This window comes from Arthrobacter sp. 05T420 (genome assembly GCF_056396305.1).
In genome coordinates this window covers 1-19485 of record NZ_JBFTLG010000017.1, presented here as the reverse complement: position 1 = coordinate 19485, position 19485 = coordinate 1, and the positions used below count along the sequence as shown (strand labels likewise).

The following is a 19485-nucleotide window of genomic DNA, read 5'->3' as shown; positions in this document are numbered from 1 at the left end:
GATTGGTCTTACGTGAGGCGGATCTGGCGGTTGACGTCCTTGTAGAGCAGGTAGCGGAATGGGCCCGGCCCGCCGGCGTAGCAGGCCTGCGGGCAGAAGGCGCGCAGCCACATGAAGTCGCCCGCCTCGACTTCCACCCAGTCGTCGTTGAGGCGGTAGACAGCCTTGCCCTCCAGGACGAAGAGCCCGTGTTCCATCACATGGGTTTCGGCGAACGGGATGGACCCGCCGGGCTGGAACGTGACGATGTTGACGTGCATGTCGTGGGCGAGGTCGTCCGGGTCCACGAAGCGGGTGGTGGCCCAGGCGCCGTTGGTGTCCGGCATGGGCCGCGGCTCGACGTCCTGGTCGCGGGTCACGAATGATTTTGCCGTGAAGCCTTCCAGCGGCTCATAGGCCTTCCGGATCCACTGGAAACTGACAGCCTCCGAGGGAGCATCGTTGGAGACCTTCCAGTCCGAGCCGGCGGCGAGGTAGGCGTAGCCGCCGGTCTCAAGGTGGTGGATTTCGCCGTCGAGGGTCAGGGTCAGTTCTCCCTTGGTGAGGAAGATGACGCCCTCGACGCCGGCCTCCGCCTCGGGCTTGTCGCTGCCGCCGCCGGGCGCTACTTCCACGATCAGTTGCGAGAACGTCGTGGCGAAGCCGGCGATGGGCCGGGCGATGATCCACGCGCGTGTCTTGGTCCAGCCGGGAAGGTTGCTGGTGACGATGTCGCGCAGCACCCCCTTCGGGATGACCGTGTAGGCCTCTTTGACCACGGCGCGGTCGGTGAGGAGCTGGGTCTGGGGCGGCAGGCCGCCTTCGGGTGAAAAGTAGTTGCTCATGGGTCCGCTCCTTTGAGAAGGGTCAGTGAATGGGTCAGTGGTTGTGGGAGGCGGCGGGCTGTGCCAGCCGGGGGTGTGCCAGGACGGTCAGCTGGGGCAAGCCAATGCCGGTCAGCTCCAGGACTTCGTCTGCGCCGGCAGCACCGCACTGGATGCCCCGCAGCACGAAGGCTGCCAGTGCGCGTGCGGTGGCGGGTTCATCCATAACGCCGCCTTCGGTGCGCTCCGCATAGTTGCGGAGCCGCGCGGCGGCGGCGGGAAGCCCCTGCCGGTAGAACGCGTAGGTGGCGGCGAAGCGGCTCGGCAGCTGTGCAGGGTGAAGATCCCAGCCCTGGTAGTAGCCGCGCTCCAGTGAGCGGCGGACCAGCCGGCCGTGGAGCCGCCAGGCCTGTTCCACGTTCTCGCCCACCGGGATGATGTTGGTGGATCCGTCGGAGAGCCGGATGCCGGTGCCGGCGACGGCAAGCTGCATCACCTCTTTGGCGTAATCAGCCACCGGATGTTCCATGGACTGGTATTCGGCTGAAATCTGCAGGGACGCCGAGTAGTCGTAGGTGCCGTAGTGCAGGGCGCTGATCCGCCCGGGGACGGCGTGCGGCAGCTGCGCCACCGGGGAGGTGCCGTCCGGGCCCAGGATCAGCTGCGGCGTTTCCACCTGCACTTCAAACCGTAGGCGTCCGGCGGGCAGCGAGTGGAGTTCCTCCAGCCGGGACACGGCGTAGTCCATAGCCTGCACCTGGGCCACGGTGGTGACTTTGGGCAGGGTGAGGACCAGGCCTTCGGGGAGCTCGCCGGCGGCCGCGAGGCCGGACACGAACAGGTCCAGCGTGCGCAGCCCGCGGGCACGGGTGGGCGCCTCGAAGCACTTGAACCGGATCCCGATGAACGGCGGGGCACTGCCGTCCGCCACGGCGGCGGCAACGGCGGCCGCGGCCGCGACGGCGTCGGCGTCCTCGGCGTCGTCACCTCGGTCCCCGTAGCCGTCCTCGAAGTCCAGCCGGAGGTCCTCGATCGGCTCGCTGGCCAGCTTCGCGGCGACGCGGGATGCGACGGCGCCAGCCAGTGCCGGGTCCTGGCCGAGTAGGGTGCCGAGCCGTTCCAGTCCGCCGTGGGCATCGGCTGCAGCCAGGGCATGGGCACCCCAGTCGGCGGCGAAGTCCGGGGTGAAGCGGTCGGCCGGGACGTAGACGGTGTGTACCGGCTGGCGGGTGCCGTCGTCGCCCGGATAGTTCCGCTGCAGCAGTTCATCCGTTGCCGCGAGCTGGGCATCGATCCGGCTCAGGTCGGCGCCGGAGAGCGACCCGGAGGGAGATCCAGCCATGGCTCAGCCCACCAGTTCGTAGGCCGGCGTGGTGAGGAAGTCCGTGTAGTCCTCGGACAGGCAGATGTCGCCAATGAGCTTGCTGGCGGGCAGGTAGTACTTCGCGAAGGCGTCCTCGCCCACCTCGCCGCGGAGCTTTTCGGTTTCCTCGGCCAGGATCCCGGAGACCAGCTCGCGGGTAACGGTCCTGCCAGTGTCCGCGAGGACCACCTGGTTGCGGATCTGCTGCCAGACCTGCGAGCGGGAAATCTCCGCCGTCGCGGCGTCCTCCATGAGGTTGTGGATGGCCACCGCACCGTTGCCCGAAATCCACACCGCTGTGTAGGCGACGGCGACATAGAGGTTCAGGCGCATGCCTGCCTCGGTCACCGTGCCATGGGCGGAGGCGATGTCCAGGAGCTGGTCCGCGGTGACCGAGACTTCAGGGCGCTGCCTGTCCAGCTGGTTGGGCCTCTCGCCCAGCACGGCGTCGAAGACGTCCCGGCAGACCGGCACCAGGTCCGGGTGGGCCACCCAGGAACCGTCAAAGCCGTCGTTAGCCTCGCGGGTCTTGTCCGCGCGCACTTTCTCGAACGCCTGGGCGGTCACATCAGGTTCGCGGCGGTTGGGAATGACGGCCGCCATGCCGCCCATGGCGAAGGCGCCGCGGTGGTGGCAGGTCTTGACCAGCAGTTCGGTGTAGGCGCGCATGAACGGCGCGGTCATGGCCACGGTGGCGCGGTCCGGCAGCACAAAGCGCGGGCCGGCGTCGCGGAAATACTTGATGATGCTGAACAGGTAGTCCCAGCGGCCCGCGTTCAGGCCGGACGCGTGGTCGCGGAGTTCGTAGAGGATCTCGTCCATTTCGAACGCCGCGGGGATGGTCTCGATCAGGACCGTCGCGCGGATGGTGCCGTGCGGTATGCCGAGGTAGTCCTGGGCAAAGACGAAAATCTCGTTCCAGAGGCGGGCCTCGAGGTGGCTCTCCATCTTGGGCAGGTAATAGTACGGGCCATGGCCGTTCTGTAGCAGCTGCCGGGCGGTGTGGAAGAAGTGCAGGCCGAAGTCCACCAGGGCGCCCACGGTGTGTTCGCCGTCGATCAGTAGATGGCGCTCGCTCATGTGCCAGCCGCGCGGGCGGGCGACAACAACCGCCAGCGGGGCGTCGGTGCGGAGCGTGTATTCCTTCCCCTCCGGGGAGGTGTAGGCCAGGGTGCCGGCGGCGGCGTCGCGGAGGTTCAGGATCGATTCGATCACGTTGGACCAGGTGGGGGTGCTGGCGTCCTCGAGGTCGGCGAGCCAGACCTTGGCCCCGGAGTTCAGGGCGTTGATGGCCATCTTGGCCGGTGCGGCAGGGCCTGTCATTTCCACCCGGCGGTCCTGCAGGGCTGCGGGGGCCGGGGCCACCGTCCAGTCGCCCTCACGGATATCGCGGGTTTCCGGCAGGAAATCGAGCCGGCCGGTGCGGGCCACCTCGTCGCGTTTGACCGCGCGGGCCTTGAGCAGTTCCCCGCGGGTGCCGGCGAAACGCTGGTGCAGTTGCTCGATGAAGGCCAGCGCCCCGGGAGTGAGGATCTCCTCCGCACGGTCAACGGGGCGGTGGGCTGAAATGGTGAGGGCCATTGTGGTCCTTCCTGGTTGGTGAATCAGGCGGCGAATCAGGCGTGGGTCAGCGCGGCGGCCGGGGCTGCCGCATGGGCCGCCGCGGCAACTGCGGCGGCGACGTCGGCGGCAACGTGGGGGTCGAAGACGCTGGGAATGATGTAGCTGGCATTGAGCTCATCGTCCGCCACCCGGTTGGCGATCGCCTCGGCGGCGGCCACGAGCATCTCGGGGGTGATGTCCGCCGCCCCCGCGTCCAGCAGCCCGCGGAAGAACCCCGGGAACGCCAGGACGTTGTTGATCTGGTTGGGGAAATCGCTGCGGCCGGTCGCCACCACGGCGGCGTGCCGTGATGCGACCACCGGGTCGATTTCCGGCGTGGGGTTGGCCATGGCGAACACAATAGCGTCCTTGGCCATGGAAGCCACGTGTTCTTCGCCGATCACGTGCGGTGCGCTGACGCCGATGAAGACGTCGGCTCCCTTGAGTGCTTCGTGCAGGGTGCCGGAGAAGCCCTGTTCATTAGTGTTCTCGGCAATCCAGGTGCGGTGCTCGTCGTCGTACTGTTCGCCGAAGTGGATCGCTCCCGAGCGGCCGGCGGCGATGATGTTGCGGGCCCCCTGCGCCTTGAGGAGGGCAATGATGGCGGAGCCGGCCGCGCCGACGCCCGAAACGACAATCCGGACCTCGGCGAGTTCCTTGTCCACCACGCGCAGGGCGTTGGCCAGGGCCGCCAGCGTGACGATAGCGGTTCCGTGCTGGTCGTCATGGAAGACCGGGATGTCGAGTTCCTCGCGGAGCCGGGTTTCGATCTCGAAGCAGCGCGGCGCGGCGATGTCCTCAAGGTTAACGCCGCCGTAGACCGGGGCGAGCGCCTTGACGATCCGGATGATTTCCTCCGTGTCCTGGGTGTCCAGGCAGACCGGCCAGGCGTCGACGTTGGCGAACTGCTTGAAGAGCGCGGCCTTGCCTTCCATGACCGGCAGCGCTGCCGCCGGGCCGATGTTGCCCAGGCCAAGGACGGCGGAGCCGTCGGTCACGACGGCGATGGTGTTGCGCTTGATGGTCAGGTTGCGGGCGGCCTCGGGGTTTTCCGCGATCGCCAGGCAGACGCGGGCGACACCGGGGGTGTAGGCACGGGAGAGATCATCGCGGTTTCGCAGGGCGACCTTCGGGACAACCTCCAGCTTGCCGCCAAGGTGCATCAGGAAGGTGCGGTCCGAGACGTTCCGGACCGTGACGCCGTCGAGCGCGTTCAGCGCGTCCTTGACGCGGGCGGCGTGGCGGTCGTCCGTGGTGTTGCAGGTGACGTCGACTACCAGGGTCTCGTGGTGGGACTCGGTGACGTCCAGGGCTGTGATCGCGGCGCCGGCGGCGCCGACGGCGGCGGCCAGTTCGCTGGTGGCGGTGAAGCTCGACGGCGCCTCCACGCGCAGGGTGATCGAATTTCCGGGGCTGGGATTCGCCATTGAATTTCCTCCTAGTCGGCCCGCGGACGGGCTCTCACTGTGCTCACTTATTTCGTATGATGGATATTATTATCTACTTTGTGGAAATACAAGCCCCCCAGGGTTCGTCGCCGATGGCCCGGCGGTACGGTATCTTGGGTCTACTAAGCACTTTTTTCACGATGTGGATAAAATTTGTCGTGAGCAACCCTCAGGAGAGCAAAGTTATGGCGGAAAAAGCCCCCGGAGGCGTGCAGTCCGTTGAACGCGTTTTCGAACTTCTGGAACTGATTACTGATGCCGGCGGCGACGTCACGCTCAGTGAACTCTCGTCCTCCACCGATCTGCCGCTTCCTACCATCCACCGGCTGCTGCGCACACTGGTCTCCCTGGGCTATATCCGGCAGCTGCCGAACCGCCGCTATGCCCTGGGCCCGCGCCTGATCCGCCTGGGCGAAGCGGCAAACAAGCAGCTGGGTGCGCTCGCCCGGCCGCAGCTCCAGTCCCTCGTGGAACGGCTCGGCGAAACCGCCAACATGGCCGTGCTGGACTCCGACATGGTGATGTACGTGGCCCAGGTCCCGTCCCTGCACTCCATGCGGATGATCACCGAAGTGGGCCGGCGCGGTTATATGCATGCCACCGGCATGGGCAAGGCGATCCTGGCCCAGCTGGACGATGAGACGGTGCGTGGCATCGTCACCCGGAAGGGCATGCCCACGCCCACGCCGAAGAGCATCGGCGACGTCGAGTCCCTGTTCGCCGACTTGAAGCTGATCCGCAGCCGCGGCTATTCCATCGATGAGGAAGAGCAGGAGATCGGCGTCCGCTGCTTCGCCATTGCCATCCCCAATGCGCCGACCCCCGCGGCGATTTCCGTCTCCGGGCCCGTTTCCCGGGTGGACGAGTCCTTCGCGGACCGGGCGGTGCCGTTGCTGCGCGAGGCAGCCCTGGCGATCTCCCAGGACCTCAACAAGAGCTGAAGCCCCCGCGGCCGTGCTGCAGCTTGCCAGGCCAGGTTGCGGCCCCTTTCCCTTCCGGGGAGGGGCCGCAACGCTCAGGCCGTTGGTGGCTTTCGTGGCTAGTGCTCGGAGGCCGCGGCGGACTCCACGGGCACTTCCTTGCCGTCACAGTCGATCAGCTTGCCGTTCTCATAGCGGTCGCCGTCGGCGAGGCACTTGAGGTCTTCCTCGCGGATGACCCGGCCTGTTCCGGCGACGAAGACCGACTGGTCCTCCGAGTTGCCCTTCTTCAGGTGGTTGAAGAGGAGGTTCAGCGAGATGGCCATGACGGCCGCCGAGCTGATGCCGGAGTGGAAAATCGTTCCGAACCAGCTGGGGAATTTGTCGTAGAACGTAGGGGCGGCGATCGGGATCATGCCGAAGCCGATGGAGGCGGCGACGATGATCAGGTTCATGTTGTTCTTGTACTCCACCTTGGCCAGCGTGCGGATGCCGCTCGCGGCCACCGTGCCAAAGAGCACGATCCCGGCGCCGCCCAGGACGGCCGTGGGAACCGCCGCGACCACGCGGCCGAGCACCGGCAGCAGGCCCAGCAGCACCAGGATGACGCCGCCGGCCGCCACCACATAGCGGCTCTTGATCTTGGTGACGGCGACCAGGCCGACGTTCTGGGCGAACGCGCTCTGCGTGAAGGAACCGAAGACCGGCGCCACGAGGCTGGAAACCATGTCGGCCCGCAGGCCCGCGGCGATCCGCTTCGAGTCGACCCGGGTGCCCACGATCTCGCCGACGGCCAGGATGTCGGCCATGGTCTCGGTCAGGATCACCAGAACCACGATCAGCATGGAGATGATGGCGGCGGCCTCGAAGGTGGGTGCGCCAAGGTGGAACGGTGCGGGGAAGGCCACGATCGGGCCGTCGCCGACCTTCGAGAAGTCCGCCATTCCCGTCACGACGGCGATTCCCGTTCCGATCACCATGGCCAGCAGGATGGACAGTCGGGAAATCGTGGCGCTGCCGACCTTGCTCAGCAGGAGCACGAGGGCCAGGGTAATCCCCGCCAGCCCAATGTTGGCCACGCTCCCGTAGTCCGCGGCCTTCTTGTTTCCGCCCATGGCCCAGTTGGCCGCCACAGGCATCAGCGTGAGGCCGATGGTGGTGATGACTGTTCCGGTGACCACCGGCGGGAAGAACCGGACAATCTTGGAGAACACCGGCGCGATCAGCAACCCGATGGCTGCCGAGGCAATGACGGCGCCGAAGACTGCCGGGAGGCCCCCTCCGCCGGTGACGATGGCGACCATGGTTGCCACGCTGGCGAAGGACACGCCCTGGACCAGGGGTAGTTGGGAGCCGAAGAACGGCAGCCCGAGGGTCTGGAGCAGTGTTGCGAGGCCACCCATGAACAGGGCGGCGGCGATCAGGACTCCGACGTCGGCCGGAGCCAGGCCGGCGGCCTGGCCGACGATCAGCGGGACGGCGATGATGCCGCCGTACATGGTCAGGACGTGCTGGAAGCCGTAGGCGAAGCTGCTTCCGATGGAGAGCCGTTCGTCCTCGGGGCGGGCAGTGCCGCCGGTCCGAGGCGGCCGCGGTGGCCGGGCGGTCAATTTTTTACGTGCGTTCATGGCAGACCTTCTTGGTTCATGGCGGACGTCGTCGTCCGGCTAACAATGTCTGGCTAACGTTTTCTGGCGTGCCGGCGTCGGAAAGCCCGGGCCGGCTGGCTCGGGGGACCTAGCAGAAGCCGGCGATCCCGGCCCAGGCGATCTCCGCCGGGGCGGCGTCTTCACGCTGGACCGTGGCCTCAATCAGGCCGTAGGGGCGGTCGGCGGCAAAGAAGACCTCGTTGGGGTTGTCGAGGCCAAACGGCGAGAGGTCAACGAGGAAGTGGTGCTTGTTGGGCATGGAGAACTTGATCTCGTCGATCTCGGTGTGCGCCTCCAGGACCTTGGCTCCCATGTCGAAGAGGGTCTGCTGCAGGGCGTGGGAGTACTTCTCGCTGAACCCCTCCAGCAGCAGGCTCTTGACGTCCTCGTAGCTCTTGTTGAAGTCGAGGGTGCCGAAGTCGGTGCCGGCCCTGAAACGCCAGCGGGCCGATACGTCCGTGGCGAGAATACGGTCGGACGTTTCCGGCAGGGTGGTGTACTTGTCCCGCGGGAAGCCGCTGAACCCGGACTGGGTCGACTTCAGCACGGTGAGGTCCTTGAGCCCGGCAATGAGGTGCTCGGTCCCGCCGTCGCGGACAAGGACCGCGGTGCGGACTTCCTGGCCGCTGCGGACGAACGAGTGGTCGTGCCCGGCACCGTGGGCCTGGATCCGGTCCCATTTGTAGGACTCGGCCGCCCAGCGGCCGCCGGTGACCCAGTCGAAGTTCGAGGTGAAGTGCTTGCCCAGCCGCAGCAGGAAGGCCTCCGGGGAGCCGATGCCCTCCCGGGCGAAGGCGTAGATGGTGTTCTTCTGGGTGTCCGTGGCCACCACGTGGGCGTTGTCGCCTTCGAGGTGGGCCGCCGCGAAATCCCCGCGCAGCTGCGAGGTGACGTTCAGGTCTTCGATCTCATGGCGCTCGGTGTCCCTGGTGATCTTGACGACCCGGACTTCGGCTTTTCCGTACTGGTTGCGGCCGAGGACGATCTTGTTGCTCATGGTCTGATTCCCAACTTCAGGTATGTGGCACCAAAGTCCCACATAGAAATTAAGCGCTTGTTTCCCGCGCGTTTCTCATTCCGTCGGCCCACAAAAAATGAGCCGACATCAGTTGATGCCAGCTCATTACGACCCTGCCTGCTGCTCCCAGGTTACGTGACCTGCGCCACGAATTGGGATTAAGCGTAGCCCGGTCTCGGCGTGGTGTACATCACTTCTCGAAAAATCGGTTTGTGACCGGAACGGCCGCGGCCCTTGAGTGCACCCTTGACCGCCGACTCCATCGGCTCTACCCTTTTCCACATAACAATAAATTATTTCCAAATTGTGGAACTTCGCTGGAATGATTCAACCCGATGCGAGGAAGTAGCCACACATTGAATGAGGAGGAGTCCGTGGACTCGCAAGAGAAGGACAGTGCCGTTGGTTTTCCGGCGCCCGGCCAGGAGCTGTACCTGCCGTTCGGCGCAACCGACCCGGACTTCTACATTCCTGCCGACTGCGAGCGGACGGACCGCGGCTTTTCCCGGTGGCTCCGCGCTTTGCCGCTCTTCGGGCGGTAGGGCGTTTCTTAGGGCCGTAGCGAAGTAGGACGCTGGCGAAGTAGGACGCTGGCGAAGCAGGACGGTGGCGAAAGTAGGACGCGGGCGTGAAGAAGCGGAAATAGAGATTTCACATAACGAAACTGGGCTTCCTCCAAAATAGGGCGCGCCGTGCCGAGGTCCCGGTGCTACTGTCAATCTTGCCAACGGCGGGCGGCCCGGGATCCGGGAAGCTATCTACCAGGCGCAACCTTCAAGGCACATGCTGAAGACTGGTCACCGTCGCATCCGGCCCTTGCATTCCCGTCGCGGTGTACCGGCTTCCGCAGGTAGGGAGTGGCGGCATGACTACAACCGATACGGCCCAGAAGTTCCTGGCGAGATCCATCGAGTTGGCCACGGCCAACGTCCTGAACGGCGGCGGCCCGTTCGGTGCGGTGGTGGTCACTGCGGACGGGCACGCGTTCGACGGCGTCAATCGCGTCACTGCCACCAACGATCCCACCGCTCACGCCGAAGTCACGGCCATCCGGCGCGCGTGCAGTGAACTGGGCACGTTCGATCTCAGCGGAGCCACACTCTACTGCAGTTGCGAGCCGTGCCCCATGTGCCTGGCGTCCGCGCTGTGGGCTCGGGTGTCACGCGTGGTGTTCGCCGCCGACCGGCACGATGCCGCGGCCGCGGGGTTCGACGACGCCCTCTTCTACGAATATTTCGAAAACGATCAGCGCGGCGCGCTCATGCCGGTGGGCAGGCTGAACCTGACAGACCCGCAGGCTCCCGCGGCCCTGGATCCCTTCAAGGCCTGGAACTCGCTCGAGTCCAGGACCGACTATTAGCGCCGGGGACTGCGGCCATGTTGGATCTGCTCCCGCACTTGGGCACCTGGCGGCCTGCCGCGTCAGGGCAGCGCTGCGCGGTGGCCACCGTGGTGGGCACCGCCGGCTCGGTGCCGAGGCCGGTGGGCACGTCCATGCTGGTCTCGGAGGCCGGCGAGGTGCTGGGCAGCCTGTCCGGCGGCTGCGTTGAAGGGGCCGTGGTGGAGGCGGCCTTGGAGGCGCTGCGCGACGGCGGGACGCGCCGGGAGTTCTTCGGCTACAGCGCCGAGGACGCGTTTGCCGCCGGGCTGACCTGTGGCGGCGGGCTGGAAATCCACATCGAACCCCTGGGCACAGGGCCGGGCCGGCTGCGGCTGGACAGCCTGCACGCCCTGGCCGGGAGGCCCCCGGCCGGCGGGGCGGCGCTGATCCGCAGGGTGGACGCCGGCGGAGGCGGCGCCGTCGTGGTTCCTGACCCGGATGCCTTCCGGGTGCTGCAGTCGGCCGAGCTCGCCGCGCTGCTGGGAGCAGGCGGTTCCGCCGGTGCCGGCATGCTGCTGGGGGCGGCAGCGCAGCTGGAACCGCTGCTGAGGGGTGGCCGTACCGGGCTGGTCCGGATCGCGCCCGCGGGGGACTGCCAGCCGGAACCCGTGAGCCTGCTGGTGGAGAGCCGGCTGCCCGCGGCGCGCCTGCTGATCTTCGGCGCCAACGACTTTGGTGCGGCCCTGGTGCCGGCCGCGAAACTCCTGGGCTTCCACGTCACGGTGTGCGATGCCCGCCCGGCGTTCGCGCAGCAGGACAGGTTCAGCGCCGCGGACGAGGTAGCCACGGCCTGGCCGCACCGGTATCTGGCGGACCAGGCGCGCGCCGGCCGCATCGACGCCCGGACGGCCATCTGTGTGCTCACGCATGATCCCAAATTCGATGTCCCGCTCCTGCAGGCCGCGCTCGGCCTGGACGTGGCCTATGTGGGCGCCATGGGGTCCAGACGCAGCCATTGCGCCCGGATCGATGCCCTGCGGCAAGCCGGCGTGGCCGATGCGGACCTGGCCCGGCTGCACTCACCCATCGGCCTGGACCTCGGGGCCCTCACGCCCGGGGAGGTCGCGGTGTCCATCGCAGCAGAACTCGTGGCCAGCCGGAGCAAGGCCGCCGGGCCGGCCCAGGGCAGCGCGTCCCTGAAGGACACCAGCGGCCCCATTCACCGGTACGCCCCAGATCGTCCGAACAGCAGCCATCAGAACAGGAGTCATCGCGAGAGCAGACATCACGACAGCAATCATTTCGACAGCAGCGCCGGCATGCCCGAACCTCAGGAGGCCCCGTGGACCTGAACACTATCGAGGCCGTGGTCCGCACCGCGGATCCGGCGCAGTGGCGCGAAGGCGACGCCTGGCTCGCGGGTGGCACCGTGCTTTTCTCCGCCGGGAGTCCTGACTCCGGACCGGAACCGCTCCGGCGTCTCCTGGACCTCGGCTCTACGGATTGGACACCCTTTGCCCTATCGGCGGCGGGCATCGAGCTCGCGGCAACCTGCACCATCGCGCAGCTGTATGCGTTCCCTGATTCGGACGCCGGCCGGGGAGTGGCCGGGGACTGGCCCGGCGTGGAGCTCGTTCGCCCCTGCTGCGAGTCCTTTGTGGCTTCCTTCAAGGTCTGGACCATGTCTACCTTGGGCGGCAATCTGTGCACCTCCCTGCCGGCCGGGCCCATGATCTCGCTCTGCGCGGCGCTCGACGGCACGGCCACCATTTTGGGTCCCGACGGCGCCCGCCGCACGCTCCCGGTGCTGGACTTCGTCACGGGCGACGGGACCAACGCCCTCGCTCCCGGCGAGCTCCTGCGCAGCGTGATCCTGCCGGCGTCGGCCCTGTCCTCACCGGTGGCCTTCCGCCGGCTGTCGCTGAGCAACCTGGGCAGGTCCGCGGTGCTGCTGATCGGAAGGCTCGACGCCGGCGGCGCCTTGGTCCTGACCGTCACCGCAGCCACCAAGCGCCCGGTGCAGCTGCGCCTTAGGCCCTCAGCGGCGGCGCTCGCCGGCGCCCTCCCTGGCACTCTCTTCGAGGCCTTGGATGACGCCATCCCCGATGAGCTGTACCACGACGACGTCCACGGCCTGCCCGCCTGGCGCAAAGACATGACGTACCGGCTGGCCCAGGAAATCCAGGCCGAACTCACGGCCCCGGCGGGCCGCGATCGGCTGCCGGTATCCGGTGACTTCTGGCCGCCGCGTGCCAGGCCTGTGCGGACAGAGTCCCCGAACCCGGAGTCGCCGAGCGCCTCCCGGCACGCCGAGTCCCCGGCCGCCGGGTCCCGGACGGAAGGGGCCTGAGCATGGCAGTCGAGAGCAACGGCCCCATTGAAAGCAACGGCGCGATTGAGATCAACGGCGTCCCGACGCAGGCTGAACCCCGTCCCGGCCAGTGCCTGCGGACGTTCCTTCGGGAACAGGGGAACCTGGGCGTAAAGAAGGGCTGCGACGCTGGCGACTGCGGCGCGTGCACGGTGCATGTGGACGGGGTGCCGGTGCACAGCTGCATCTATCCTGCCGTCCGCGCCCAGGGCCGCGCCGTCACCACGGTGGAAGGACTGGCTGCCACCTGCGCCTCCAGCGGACCTGAGTACCCTGGCGGCCCCGCACTCCATCCGATGCAGCAGCAGTTCCTGGACCGGCAGGGCTTCCAGTGCGGTTTCTGCACGGCCGGTATGGTGATGACGGCGGCCACCTTCGATGATGAGCAGAAGGCGGACCTGCCGCGGAACCTCAAGGGCAACCTGTGCCGGTGCACCGGGTACACGGCCATCGAGGACGCCGTCTGCGGCAGGGGGAGCCACCCGGAACCCCCTGGCCCGGACGCCCCACGCCCGGACAGTCCTCGTGCGGAACCCCCTGGTACCAACATGCCTCGTCCGGAAACCTCCGGCACGGACCCGGCAACCGCGGGGCACGGCCGGCCGGAGCCGCGCCCGGGACAGCTGGGCGACGACGTTCCCGCCCCCGCGGGCCTCGCCATCGTCACGGGTCAGGCCCGCTACACGCTGGACGTCCCGGCCGAGGAACTGCCCGGTCTGCTGCACGTGAAGCTGCTGCGCTCCCCGCACGCCCACGCCCGGATCCGCTCCATCGACGCCGTGGCTGCGCTGGCGATTCCCGGCGTCGCGGCCGTCTTCACCCACGAGGACTCCCCGGCGCAGCTGTTTTCCACTGCGCAGCACGAGCTCTACACCGACGACCCGGACGACACCCGCGTGTTCGACGACGTCGTCCGGTTCATCGGCCAGCGCGTCGCCGCTGTCGTCGCCGAGACGGTGGCGGCAGCGGAGGCAGGCGTGCGGGCTCTGAGGGTCGACTACGAGGCGCTGGACGCCGTCTTCACCCCGGAGCGCGCCATGCTCCCCGGGGCCCCCGCCCTCCACGGGGACAAGGACGCGGCCACGGCCCGCATCAGCCGGCCGGAGCGGAATGTCGTGGCGGAACTGCACTCCGAGCTCGGCGATGTGGCGGCCGGGTTCGCCGCGGCGGACTTCATCCACGAACACACCTACAGGACCCAACGGGTGCAGCACACGGCGCTCGAAACCCATGCGTCCATCGCCTCCTTCGGCAGTGACGGGCGCCTGCTGATCCGCACATCCAGCCAGGTCCCATTCCTGGTCCGGCGGACCCTGTGCCGGGTCTTCGGCCTGCCGGAAGAGCAGATCCGGGTGGTGGCGGGACGAGTAGGCGGCGGTTTTGGCGGTAAACAGGAGGTGCTCACCGAGGACGTCGTGGCGCTGGCCGCGCTGAAGCTCAACCGCCCTGTGCAGCTTGAATTCACCCGGACCGAACAGTTCACCGCCGCCACCACCAAGCATCCCTTCACCATCCACCTCAAGGCCGGCGCCAGCCGCGACGGCAGGCTGACCGCACTGCAGCTGGAGGTGCTCACCAACACGGGCGCCTACGGCAACCACGCCATTGGGGTCATGTTCCACGGCTGCGGCGAGTCGCTGGCGGTGTATAAGTGCGCCAACAAGAAAGTGGACGCTCACGCCGTGTACACCAACACCGTGCCGTCGGGTGCCTTCCGCGGCTATGGGCTCAGCCAGATGATCTTCGCGATCGAATCCGGCATCGACGAGCTCGCGACAGGGATCGGCATGGACCCCCTGGAGTTCCGCCGCCGGAACATGGTCCGGGAAGGCGACGACATGCTCTCCATCAGCGACGAGCCCCAGGAGGACGTCCGCTACGGCAGCTACGGCCTGGACCAGTGCACCAAGCTGGTGGAGGACGCCCTGGCCCGTGGACGGGAGCGCTACCGCGCGGCCGGGCTCCACAGCTTGGGCCCGGACTGGGTGGTCGGGGAGGGGACGGCCCTGTCCATGATCGACACCGTCCCGCCCCGCGGCCACTTTGCCCACTCCAGGCTCCGGCTCCTGCCCGACGGGACGTACGCCGTCGACGTCGGGACGGCAGAATTCGGCAACGGCACCACCACTGTCCACGCGCAGCTCGCGGCCACAGCGCTGTCCACGTCCGCCGCCCGCGTCACCGTGCGGCAGTCCGACACCGATCTCGTGGACCACGATTCCGGTGCGTTCGGATCTGCCGGCACCGTGGTGGCGGGCAAAGCGACGCTGGCCGCCGCAGAGGAGCTCGCCCTCCGCATCCGCTCCTTCGCGGCCGGGATCCGCCGCGTGCCGTCTTCCGGCTGCGTTCTGGACGGGGACGCCGTGGCCTGCGAGGGAACCCGGGTGCCCCTGACGGACATTTTCGCCGCCGCCGACCGGGCCGGCGTCGAGCTCGCCGCGGAGGGGCGCTGGGGCGGGACGCCGCGTTCGGTGGCGTTCAACGTCCAGGGCTTCCGGGTGGCCGTGAACACCGGGACAGGGGAGTTGCGGATCCTGCAAAGCGTGCAGGCGGCCGATGCCGGCGTGGTGGTCAATCCGCGCCAGTGCCGCGGCCAGATCGAAGGCGGGATCGCCCAGGCCCTCGGCTCCGCGCTTTACGAGGAGGTCAAGGTGGACGACGCCGGCCGCGTCACCACCGACGTCCTGCGGCAGTACCACGTCCCCTCGTTCGCGGACGTGTCGCGCAGCGAGGTCTACTTCGCCGACACCAGCGACAAGCTGGGCCCGCTGGGCGCGAAGTCCATGAGCGAGAGCCCGTTCAACCCGGTGGCGCCGGCGCTCGCCAATGCCATCCGGAGCGCCACCGGCGTGAGGTTCTCCCAGCTGCCCATCTCCCGGGACAAGATCTACTTGGGCCTGAAGGAAAACCAACGCGGGGTCAGTTACGGCCCATCGGAGGGACCATAATGGGCCGTATCTGACCCCGCGTTGCAGTTCGGGCTTATAGTCGGACGATGGAAAAGCGAATGTTGGGCAAGACCGGACGGAACGTCTCCATCGTTGGCCTGGGGACCTGGCAGCTCGGCGCGGACTGGGGCACCGTCGACCCCGCGCAGGCGCAGGCCCTCCTGGCCGCATCCGTGGAAGCGGGTGTCACGTTCTTCGACACCGCGGACGTGTATGGGGACGGGCACAGCGAACAGGCCATTGGAGCGTTCCTGGCAGACAACCCCGGCCTGGACATCACGGTGGCCACCAAGATGGGCCGCCGGATGGAGCAGCGCCCGGAGAACTACAACCTCACCAACTTCCGCGCATGGACCGACCGGTCGCGGCGCAACCTGGGCGTCGAGCAGCTGGATCTGGTCCAGCTGCACTGCCCGCCCACGGCCGTGTACAGCAACGCCGAGGTCTACGACGCGCTGGACACCCTCGTGGCCGAGGGCGTCATCCGCAACTACGGCGTCAGTGTGGAACGGACCGAGGAAGCCCTCGAGGCCATGCGCCACGAAGGCACCGCCACCGTGCAGATCATCCTCAACGCCTTCCGGCTCAAGCCGCTGGACGAGGTGCTGCCCGCGGCTGAGGCCGCCGGGGTTGGCATCATCGCCCGCGTCCCGCTCGCCTCCGGGCTGCTCTCCGGCAAATACACCGCGGAGACGTCCTTCGCGGCGGACGACCACCGGAACTACAACCGCACCGGATCAGCGTTCGACGTCGGGGAGACCTTCTCCGGCGTGGACTTCGGCCAGGGCCTCAAAGCCGTGGCCGAGTTCGAGGAATTGGTGCCCGACGGCGTCAGCACCGCCCAGGCGGCCATCGCCTGGATCGCGGCGCAGGACGGCGTCAGCACGGTGATCCCGGGCGCCCGGAATGTGGACCAGGCGCGCGCCAACGCCGCCGTGGCAGATGCCAGCGGCATTGACGCAACGTTCGACGTCGGCGTCCGCGAAATCTATGACCGCTACTTCCGCGAATCGATCCACCCCCGCTGGTAGCACAGTGAAACCAACGCGGGGTCAGATCCGGCCCATTGTGGGCGGTTTCTTGGGCCGTAACTGACCCCCGCGTTGTGGTGCCATACCCGACGCTAGGCCGCGCCGGGTACCACACCCGCTTTCCCTCAACCCGTGCGAAGGAAGTCAGGGTGTGGGGTTTCGCGGACTTCTCCGTCATGATGTCCAGCACTCCGACATTCCGGGCCAGGAGGGCGTCACCGATCAGCGAGCGGTGGCAGCGCCACGGGACTGCTTCCGCGCACATGATGACGGAATCCTTGGTCCGCCCGCCCTCCAGCAGCTGGTCGATGGCCGTGGAGAATTCTTCGGTCTGCATGTAGTCCGCGTATCCCCGGAACGACGCGTTGCGCCAGGCGCCGTTGGGGCTGTCCTTTCGGGCGTGCCGCAGGCCGCCGAGGGATTCCATTCGAGGGTACGTGATTCCGCAGGCCCGCACGCTCGCCGCCAGCGCGTCGCCGTTGAACTGTGGATTGTGGCGCGACTTCGGGACGGTTCGCACGTCGATCAGCTTCTTAACGCCGTGGGCCTGCAGGATGCGGATAAATTCGCCGATGGGATGAGTAGAGTGCCCCACCGTGAAGATGGTCATGTCCGTCATGTCCCCATGCTAAGGCGGCAAGGATGCCCGTGTCGGTGGAGCCGCCCGGATATTCTGGGTGACCTACCGGCTGTCAACGAAACGGACGCGGAATGACTTCATCCTCCATCGATGGCTTTGTTGAACGTCTTGCCGCCGTGGCAACGGGTCCGGAGTGCAACAACTTCTTCGATCACACCGTGCCTGGGAATGCGCAACGCCAGCGGAACCTGGCCATCTACCTGCGGGAGATGCAGGACCGCGCCCCAAAGGTCTTATTGCTGGGCGAGGCGCCGGGATTCCGGGGTATGAGGATCACCGGAGTTCCCTTCACCAACCGCACCATGTTCGAGGGCCCCGCCAACGCGTTCGGGCTGTTCGGGCCGGGAAAGGGCTACGTGCTGCCGGCGGATGCTAAGGGCATCGCGGCGGAACCGACGGCCACGGTGATGTGGGACGTGCTGGCCGAGCTGGACTTCCTGCCCCTTCTCTGGAGCGCCTGCCCGTGGCACACCCACGTACCCGGGCGGCCGCTGTCCAACCGCACGCCAAGGGCTTCCGAGGCTGCGCTGGGAACTCTGTTTTGGCAGGCGCTGACGGACATCTTTCCCATCGAATCAGTGGTGGCCGTGGGCAATGTGGCGCACCGCAGCCTGCAGCGCAGCGGCTTGGACGTGCCGAAAATCAGGCATCCGGCCCACGGCGGCCGGTCCGGTTTCAAGCTCGGCCTCCGGGAGCTGTTAGCTCACTCGCGCTAAAACCAACGCGGGGTCAGATACGGCCCATCGGAGGGCCTTTGATGGGCCGTATCTGACCCCGCGTTGTTCTTAATTGAGGTTGTTCTTAATTGAGGGGCGTTATTCAAGGAGGTGCAGCTGGTCGGGGGAGTCGAGGTCCTCGCCGCCGGAGAGGTCGCTGCAATCCACCAGATCAACCAGGTCCGGGTGGGCCCGCAGGAAGACGCGTGCTCCGGCGTCGCCCGCGGCTGTTTCCGCGGCTTCAGCGCGAAGGCTGGCATCGAGCAGCAGCGGATGTCCCCGCTGCAGCTTCCCCTCCGCATCGCGGTAGGCGGTCGCCGTGACCCGGCCTGGCCGGTGGGCGGCCAGCAGCCGGGCCACAGTCTCCGGGGTCAGGCCGGGCTGGTCCACCAGCGCGATGAGCACGTGGTTCTCCGGGGCCGCCGCGGCAACTCCAGCCCGGAACGAACTGCCCATCCCGGTGTCCCAGCCAGGGTTGACGATGACCCGGTGCCGGCTGAGGTCGGTGGCGGCGCGGACCCTTGGCGCATCCGCGCCGAGCACCGTCACCACTTCGCGGCAGCCGCCCGCGAGCAGCACGTCAGCGAGCACTTCGACCAGCGTGCGGCCGCGGAAGGGGAGCAGCGCCTTGGGCCCGAGCCCCAGCCGCGTCCCGGCGCCGGCGGCCAGCAGCACCGCCGTCGTCCCGGGTGTACGGCCTTCATGTAGTCCGTGACTGCCACGATCGGGCCGGTGGCGCCGGCGAGCTGCTGCGTCACGAACGGGACGCGGGCGGGCTGGCCGGGGTTAAGGAAGGCGTCTTCCTCGGCGGCCATGGCGTCGCGGCGCAGTTCGGTCCAGGACGTCACGGACCAGACATCGGCTGAGACGCCCCAGTCCTCGGCCAGGACCCGCTGGGCTTCGAGGGCCCAGGGAACAGACACACCCGAGGCCAGGATCTGGCTCTTGGGTCCTTCCACGTCCGACGCCGACACCCGGTAGATGCCTTTCAGCACACCGTTGACGTCAAGGTTCTCGGGTTCGGCCGGCTGGACGATCGGCTCGTTGTAGACCGTGAGGTAGTACATCAGGTTTCGGTCGGCGTCGCTGCCTGAGGCGTCGCCGTACATCCGCTCCAGTCCGTCCCGGATGATGTGGCCCATTTCGTAGCCGTATGCCGGGTCGTAGGTGATGACGGCAGGGTTCGTGGCGGCGAGGATGGGGGAGTGCCCGTCCGCGTGCTGCAGCCCTTCGCCGGTCAGCGTGGTGCGCCCTGCGGTGGCGCCGATGATGAACCCGCGGGTCATCTGGTCGGCTGCTGCCCAGAAGGAATCGCCGGTGCGCTGGAACCCGAACATTGAGTAGAAGACGTACACCGGCACGAGCGGCTCGCCGTGGGTGGCGTAGGACGTACCCGCGGCGGTGAAGGCTGCCACGGAACCGGCCTCGTTGATGCCGGCGTGCACGATCTGGCCGGAGATGGACTCCTTGTACGCCAGGACGAGCTCACGGTCCACGGAGAGGTAGTTCTGGCCGTTCGGGTTGTAGATCTTCGCCGTCGGGAAGAACGCGTCCATGCCGAAGGTGCGGGCCTCATCCGGAATGATCGGCACAATCCGCTTGCCGAACTCCTTGTCCCGCATGAGGTCCTTGAGCAGGCGGACAAACGCCATGGT

16 protein-coding genes and 1 pseudogene are annotated in these 19485 nt (G+C 67.6%); 8 read left to right on the top strand and 9 right to left on the bottom strand.

The window, feature by feature from the left end:
* Positions 1-8 precede the first annotated feature (8 nt).
* The 4 genes from AC1DEM_RS16510 to AC1DEM_RS16495 are packed head-to-tail and all read right to left on the bottom strand — an operon-like array spanning position 9 to position 5195.
* On the bottom strand, positions 9-824 hold the full coding sequence (locus AC1DEM_RS16510; protein ID WP_476885386.1) for a bifunctional allantoicase/(S)-ureidoglycine aminohydrolase: 816 nt from the start codon (positions 822-824) through the stop codon (positions 9-11).
* 34 nt (positions 825-858) lie between these two features.
* Positions 859-2145 (bottom strand): DUF6986 family protein, encoded by a 1287-nt coding sequence (locus tag AC1DEM_RS16505; RefSeq protein ID WP_476885385.1) that lies wholly within the window; start codon positions 2143-2145, stop codon positions 859-861.
* A 3-nt stretch (positions 2146-2148) separates the two neighbouring features.
* Entirely contained in the window at positions 2149-3747 is a 1599-nt protein-coding gene (gene aceB, locus AC1DEM_RS16500; protein WP_476885384.1) for a malate synthase A, read from the bottom strand.
* Between the two features lie 35 nt (positions 3748-3782).
* A complete protein-coding gene (locus AC1DEM_RS16495) occupies positions 3783-5195 on the bottom strand; it encodes an NAD-dependent malic enzyme (RefSeq protein WP_476885383.1) in 1413 nt (470 codons plus the stop codon).
* 206 nt (positions 5196-5401) lie between these two features.
* Between AC1DEM_RS16495 and AC1DEM_RS16490 the strand changes: the two genes are divergently transcribed.
* Positions 5402-6157: an IclR family transcriptional regulator gene (locus AC1DEM_RS16490; protein ID WP_476885483.1), complete on the top strand. Its 756-nt coding sequence runs from the start codon at positions 5402-5404 to the stop codon at positions 6155-6157.
* A 98-nt stretch (positions 6158-6255) separates the two neighbouring features.
* Here the strand turns inward: AC1DEM_RS16490 and AC1DEM_RS16485 are convergent, their stop codons facing one another.
* On the bottom strand, positions 6256-7764 hold the full coding sequence (locus AC1DEM_RS16485) for a nucleobase:cation symporter-2 family protein (protein WP_476885382.1): 1509 nt from the start codon (positions 7762-7764) through the stop codon (positions 6256-6258).
* A 109-nt stretch (positions 7765-7873) separates the two neighbouring features.
* Positions 7874-8782 carry a factor-independent urate hydroxylase gene (gene pucL / locus AC1DEM_RS16480; RefSeq protein ID WP_476885381.1) on the bottom strand — a complete coding sequence of 303 codons (909 nt, stop codon included), beginning with the start codon at positions 8780-8782 and terminating at the stop codon, positions 7874-7876.
* Positions 8783-9177: 395 nt separating this feature from the next.
* Between pucL and AC1DEM_RS16475 the strand changes: the two genes are divergently transcribed.
* The 6 genes from AC1DEM_RS16475 to AC1DEM_RS16450 all read left to right on the top strand — a co-directional run bounded on the left by AC1DEM_RS16475 (position 9178) and on the right by AC1DEM_RS16450 (position 16474).
* Positions 9178-9345 carry a hypothetical protein gene (locus AC1DEM_RS16475; protein ID WP_476885380.1) on the top strand — a complete coding sequence of 56 codons (168 nt, stop codon included), beginning with the start codon at positions 9178-9180 and terminating at the stop codon, positions 9343-9345.
* 323 nt (positions 9346-9668) lie between these two features.
* Positions 9669-10163 carry a nucleoside deaminase gene (locus tag AC1DEM_RS16470; protein ID WP_476885379.1) on the top strand — a complete coding sequence of 165 codons (495 nt, stop codon included), beginning with the start codon at positions 9669-9671 and terminating at the stop codon, positions 10161-10163.
* 17 nt (positions 10164-10180) lie between these two features.
* Positions 10181-11476 (top strand): XdhC family protein, encoded by a 1296-nt coding sequence (locus AC1DEM_RS16465; protein ID WP_476885378.1) that lies wholly within the window; start codon positions 10181-10183, stop codon positions 11474-11476.
* Entirely contained in the window at positions 11467-12474 is a 1008-nt protein-coding gene (locus AC1DEM_RS16460; protein ID WP_476885377.1) for an FAD binding domain-containing protein, read from the top strand. The genes AC1DEM_RS16465 and AC1DEM_RS16460 overlap by 10 nt, the downstream gene beginning before the upstream one ends.
* Positions 12475-12476: 2 nt before the next feature.
* Positions 12477-15443, top strand: coding sequence for a molybdopterin-dependent oxidoreductase (locus AC1DEM_RS16455; RefSeq protein WP_476885376.1), 2967 nt, complete (start codon positions 12477-12479; stop codon positions 15441-15443).
* A 47-nt stretch (positions 15444-15490) separates the two neighbouring features.
* On the top strand, positions 15491-16474 hold the full coding sequence (locus tag AC1DEM_RS16450) for an aldo/keto reductase (RefSeq protein WP_476885375.1): 984 nt from the start codon (positions 15491-15493) through the stop codon (positions 16472-16474).
* A 220-nt stretch (positions 16475-16694) separates the two neighbouring features.
* On the opposite strand, the pseudogene AC1DEM_RS16445 reads toward AC1DEM_RS16450, so the two are convergent.
* A pseudogene (locus AC1DEM_RS16445) lies at positions 16695-17084 on the bottom strand (DUF488 domain-containing protein); the annotation flags it as partial.
* Positions 17085-17185: 101 nt separating this feature from the next.
* On the opposite strand from AC1DEM_RS16445, the gene AC1DEM_RS16440 reads away from it, so the two are divergent.
* Positions 17186-17830 (top strand): uracil-DNA glycosylase, encoded by a 645-nt coding sequence (locus AC1DEM_RS16440; protein ID WP_476885374.1) that lies wholly within the window; start codon positions 17186-17188, stop codon positions 17828-17830.
* A 99-nt stretch (positions 17831-17929) separates the two neighbouring features.
* On the opposite strand, the gene nboR is transcribed toward AC1DEM_RS16440, so the two are convergent.
* Together nboR and AC1DEM_RS16430 are read right to left on the bottom strand one after the other, a co-directional pair.
* On the bottom strand, positions 17930-18475 hold the full coding sequence (gene nboR / locus AC1DEM_RS16435; protein ID WP_476885482.1) for a nicotine blue oxidoreductase: 546 nt from the start codon (positions 18473-18475) through the stop codon (positions 17930-17932).
* A partial coding sequence (locus tag AC1DEM_RS16430; protein ID WP_476885373.1) for a transketolase-like TK C-terminal-containing protein occupies positions 18376-19485 on the bottom strand: 1110 nt, incomplete at its 5' end. The genes AC1DEM_RS16430 and nboR, both read right to left, overlap by 100 nt.

Bases quoted from the DNA above. Each gene is read 5' to 3' on its own strand.
- aceB (WP_476885384.1), bottom strand. From the start codon at position 3,747: ATGGCCCTCACCATTTCAGCCCACCGCCCCGTTGACCGTGCGGAGGAG.
- AC1DEM_RS16455 (WP_476885376.1), top strand. From the start codon at position 12,477: ATGGCAGTCGAGAGCAACGGCCCCATTGAAAGCAACGGCGCGATTGAG.
- pucL (WP_476885381.1), bottom strand. From the start codon at position 8,782: ATGAGCAACAAGATCGTCCTCGGCCGCAACCAGTACGGAAAAGCCGAA.
- AC1DEM_RS16490 (WP_476885483.1), top strand. From the start codon at position 5,402: ATGGCGGAAAAAGCCCCCGGAGGCGTGCAGTCCGTTGAACGCGTTTTC.
- AC1DEM_RS16505 (WP_476885385.1), bottom strand. From the start codon at position 2,145: ATGGCTGGATCTCCCTCCGGGTCGCTCTCCGGCGCCGACCTGAGCCGG.
- AC1DEM_RS16495 (WP_476885383.1), bottom strand. From the start codon at position 5,195: ATGGCGAATCCCAGCCCCGGAAATTCGATCACCCTGCGCGTGGAGGCG.
- AC1DEM_RS16440 (WP_476885374.1), top strand. From the start codon at position 17,186: ATGACTTCATCCTCCATCGATGGCTTTGTTGAACGTCTTGCCGCCGTG.
- AC1DEM_RS16465 (WP_476885378.1), top strand. From the start codon at position 10,181: ATGTTGGATCTGCTCCCGCACTTGGGCACCTGGCGGCCTGCCGCGTCA.
- AC1DEM_RS16485 (WP_476885382.1), bottom strand. From the start codon at position 7,764: ATGAACGCACGTAAAAAATTGACCGCCCGGCCACCGCGGCCGCCTCGG.
- AC1DEM_RS16450 (WP_476885375.1), top strand. From the start codon at position 15,491: ATGGAAAAGCGAATGTTGGGCAAGACCGGACGGAACGTCTCCATCGTT.
- AC1DEM_RS16510 (WP_476885386.1), bottom strand. From the start codon at position 824: ATGAGCAACTACTTTTCACCCGAAGGCGGCCTGCCGCCCCAGACCCAG.
- AC1DEM_RS16470 (WP_476885379.1), top strand. From the start codon at position 9,669: ATGACTACAACCGATACGGCCCAGAAGTTCCTGGCGAGATCCATCGAG.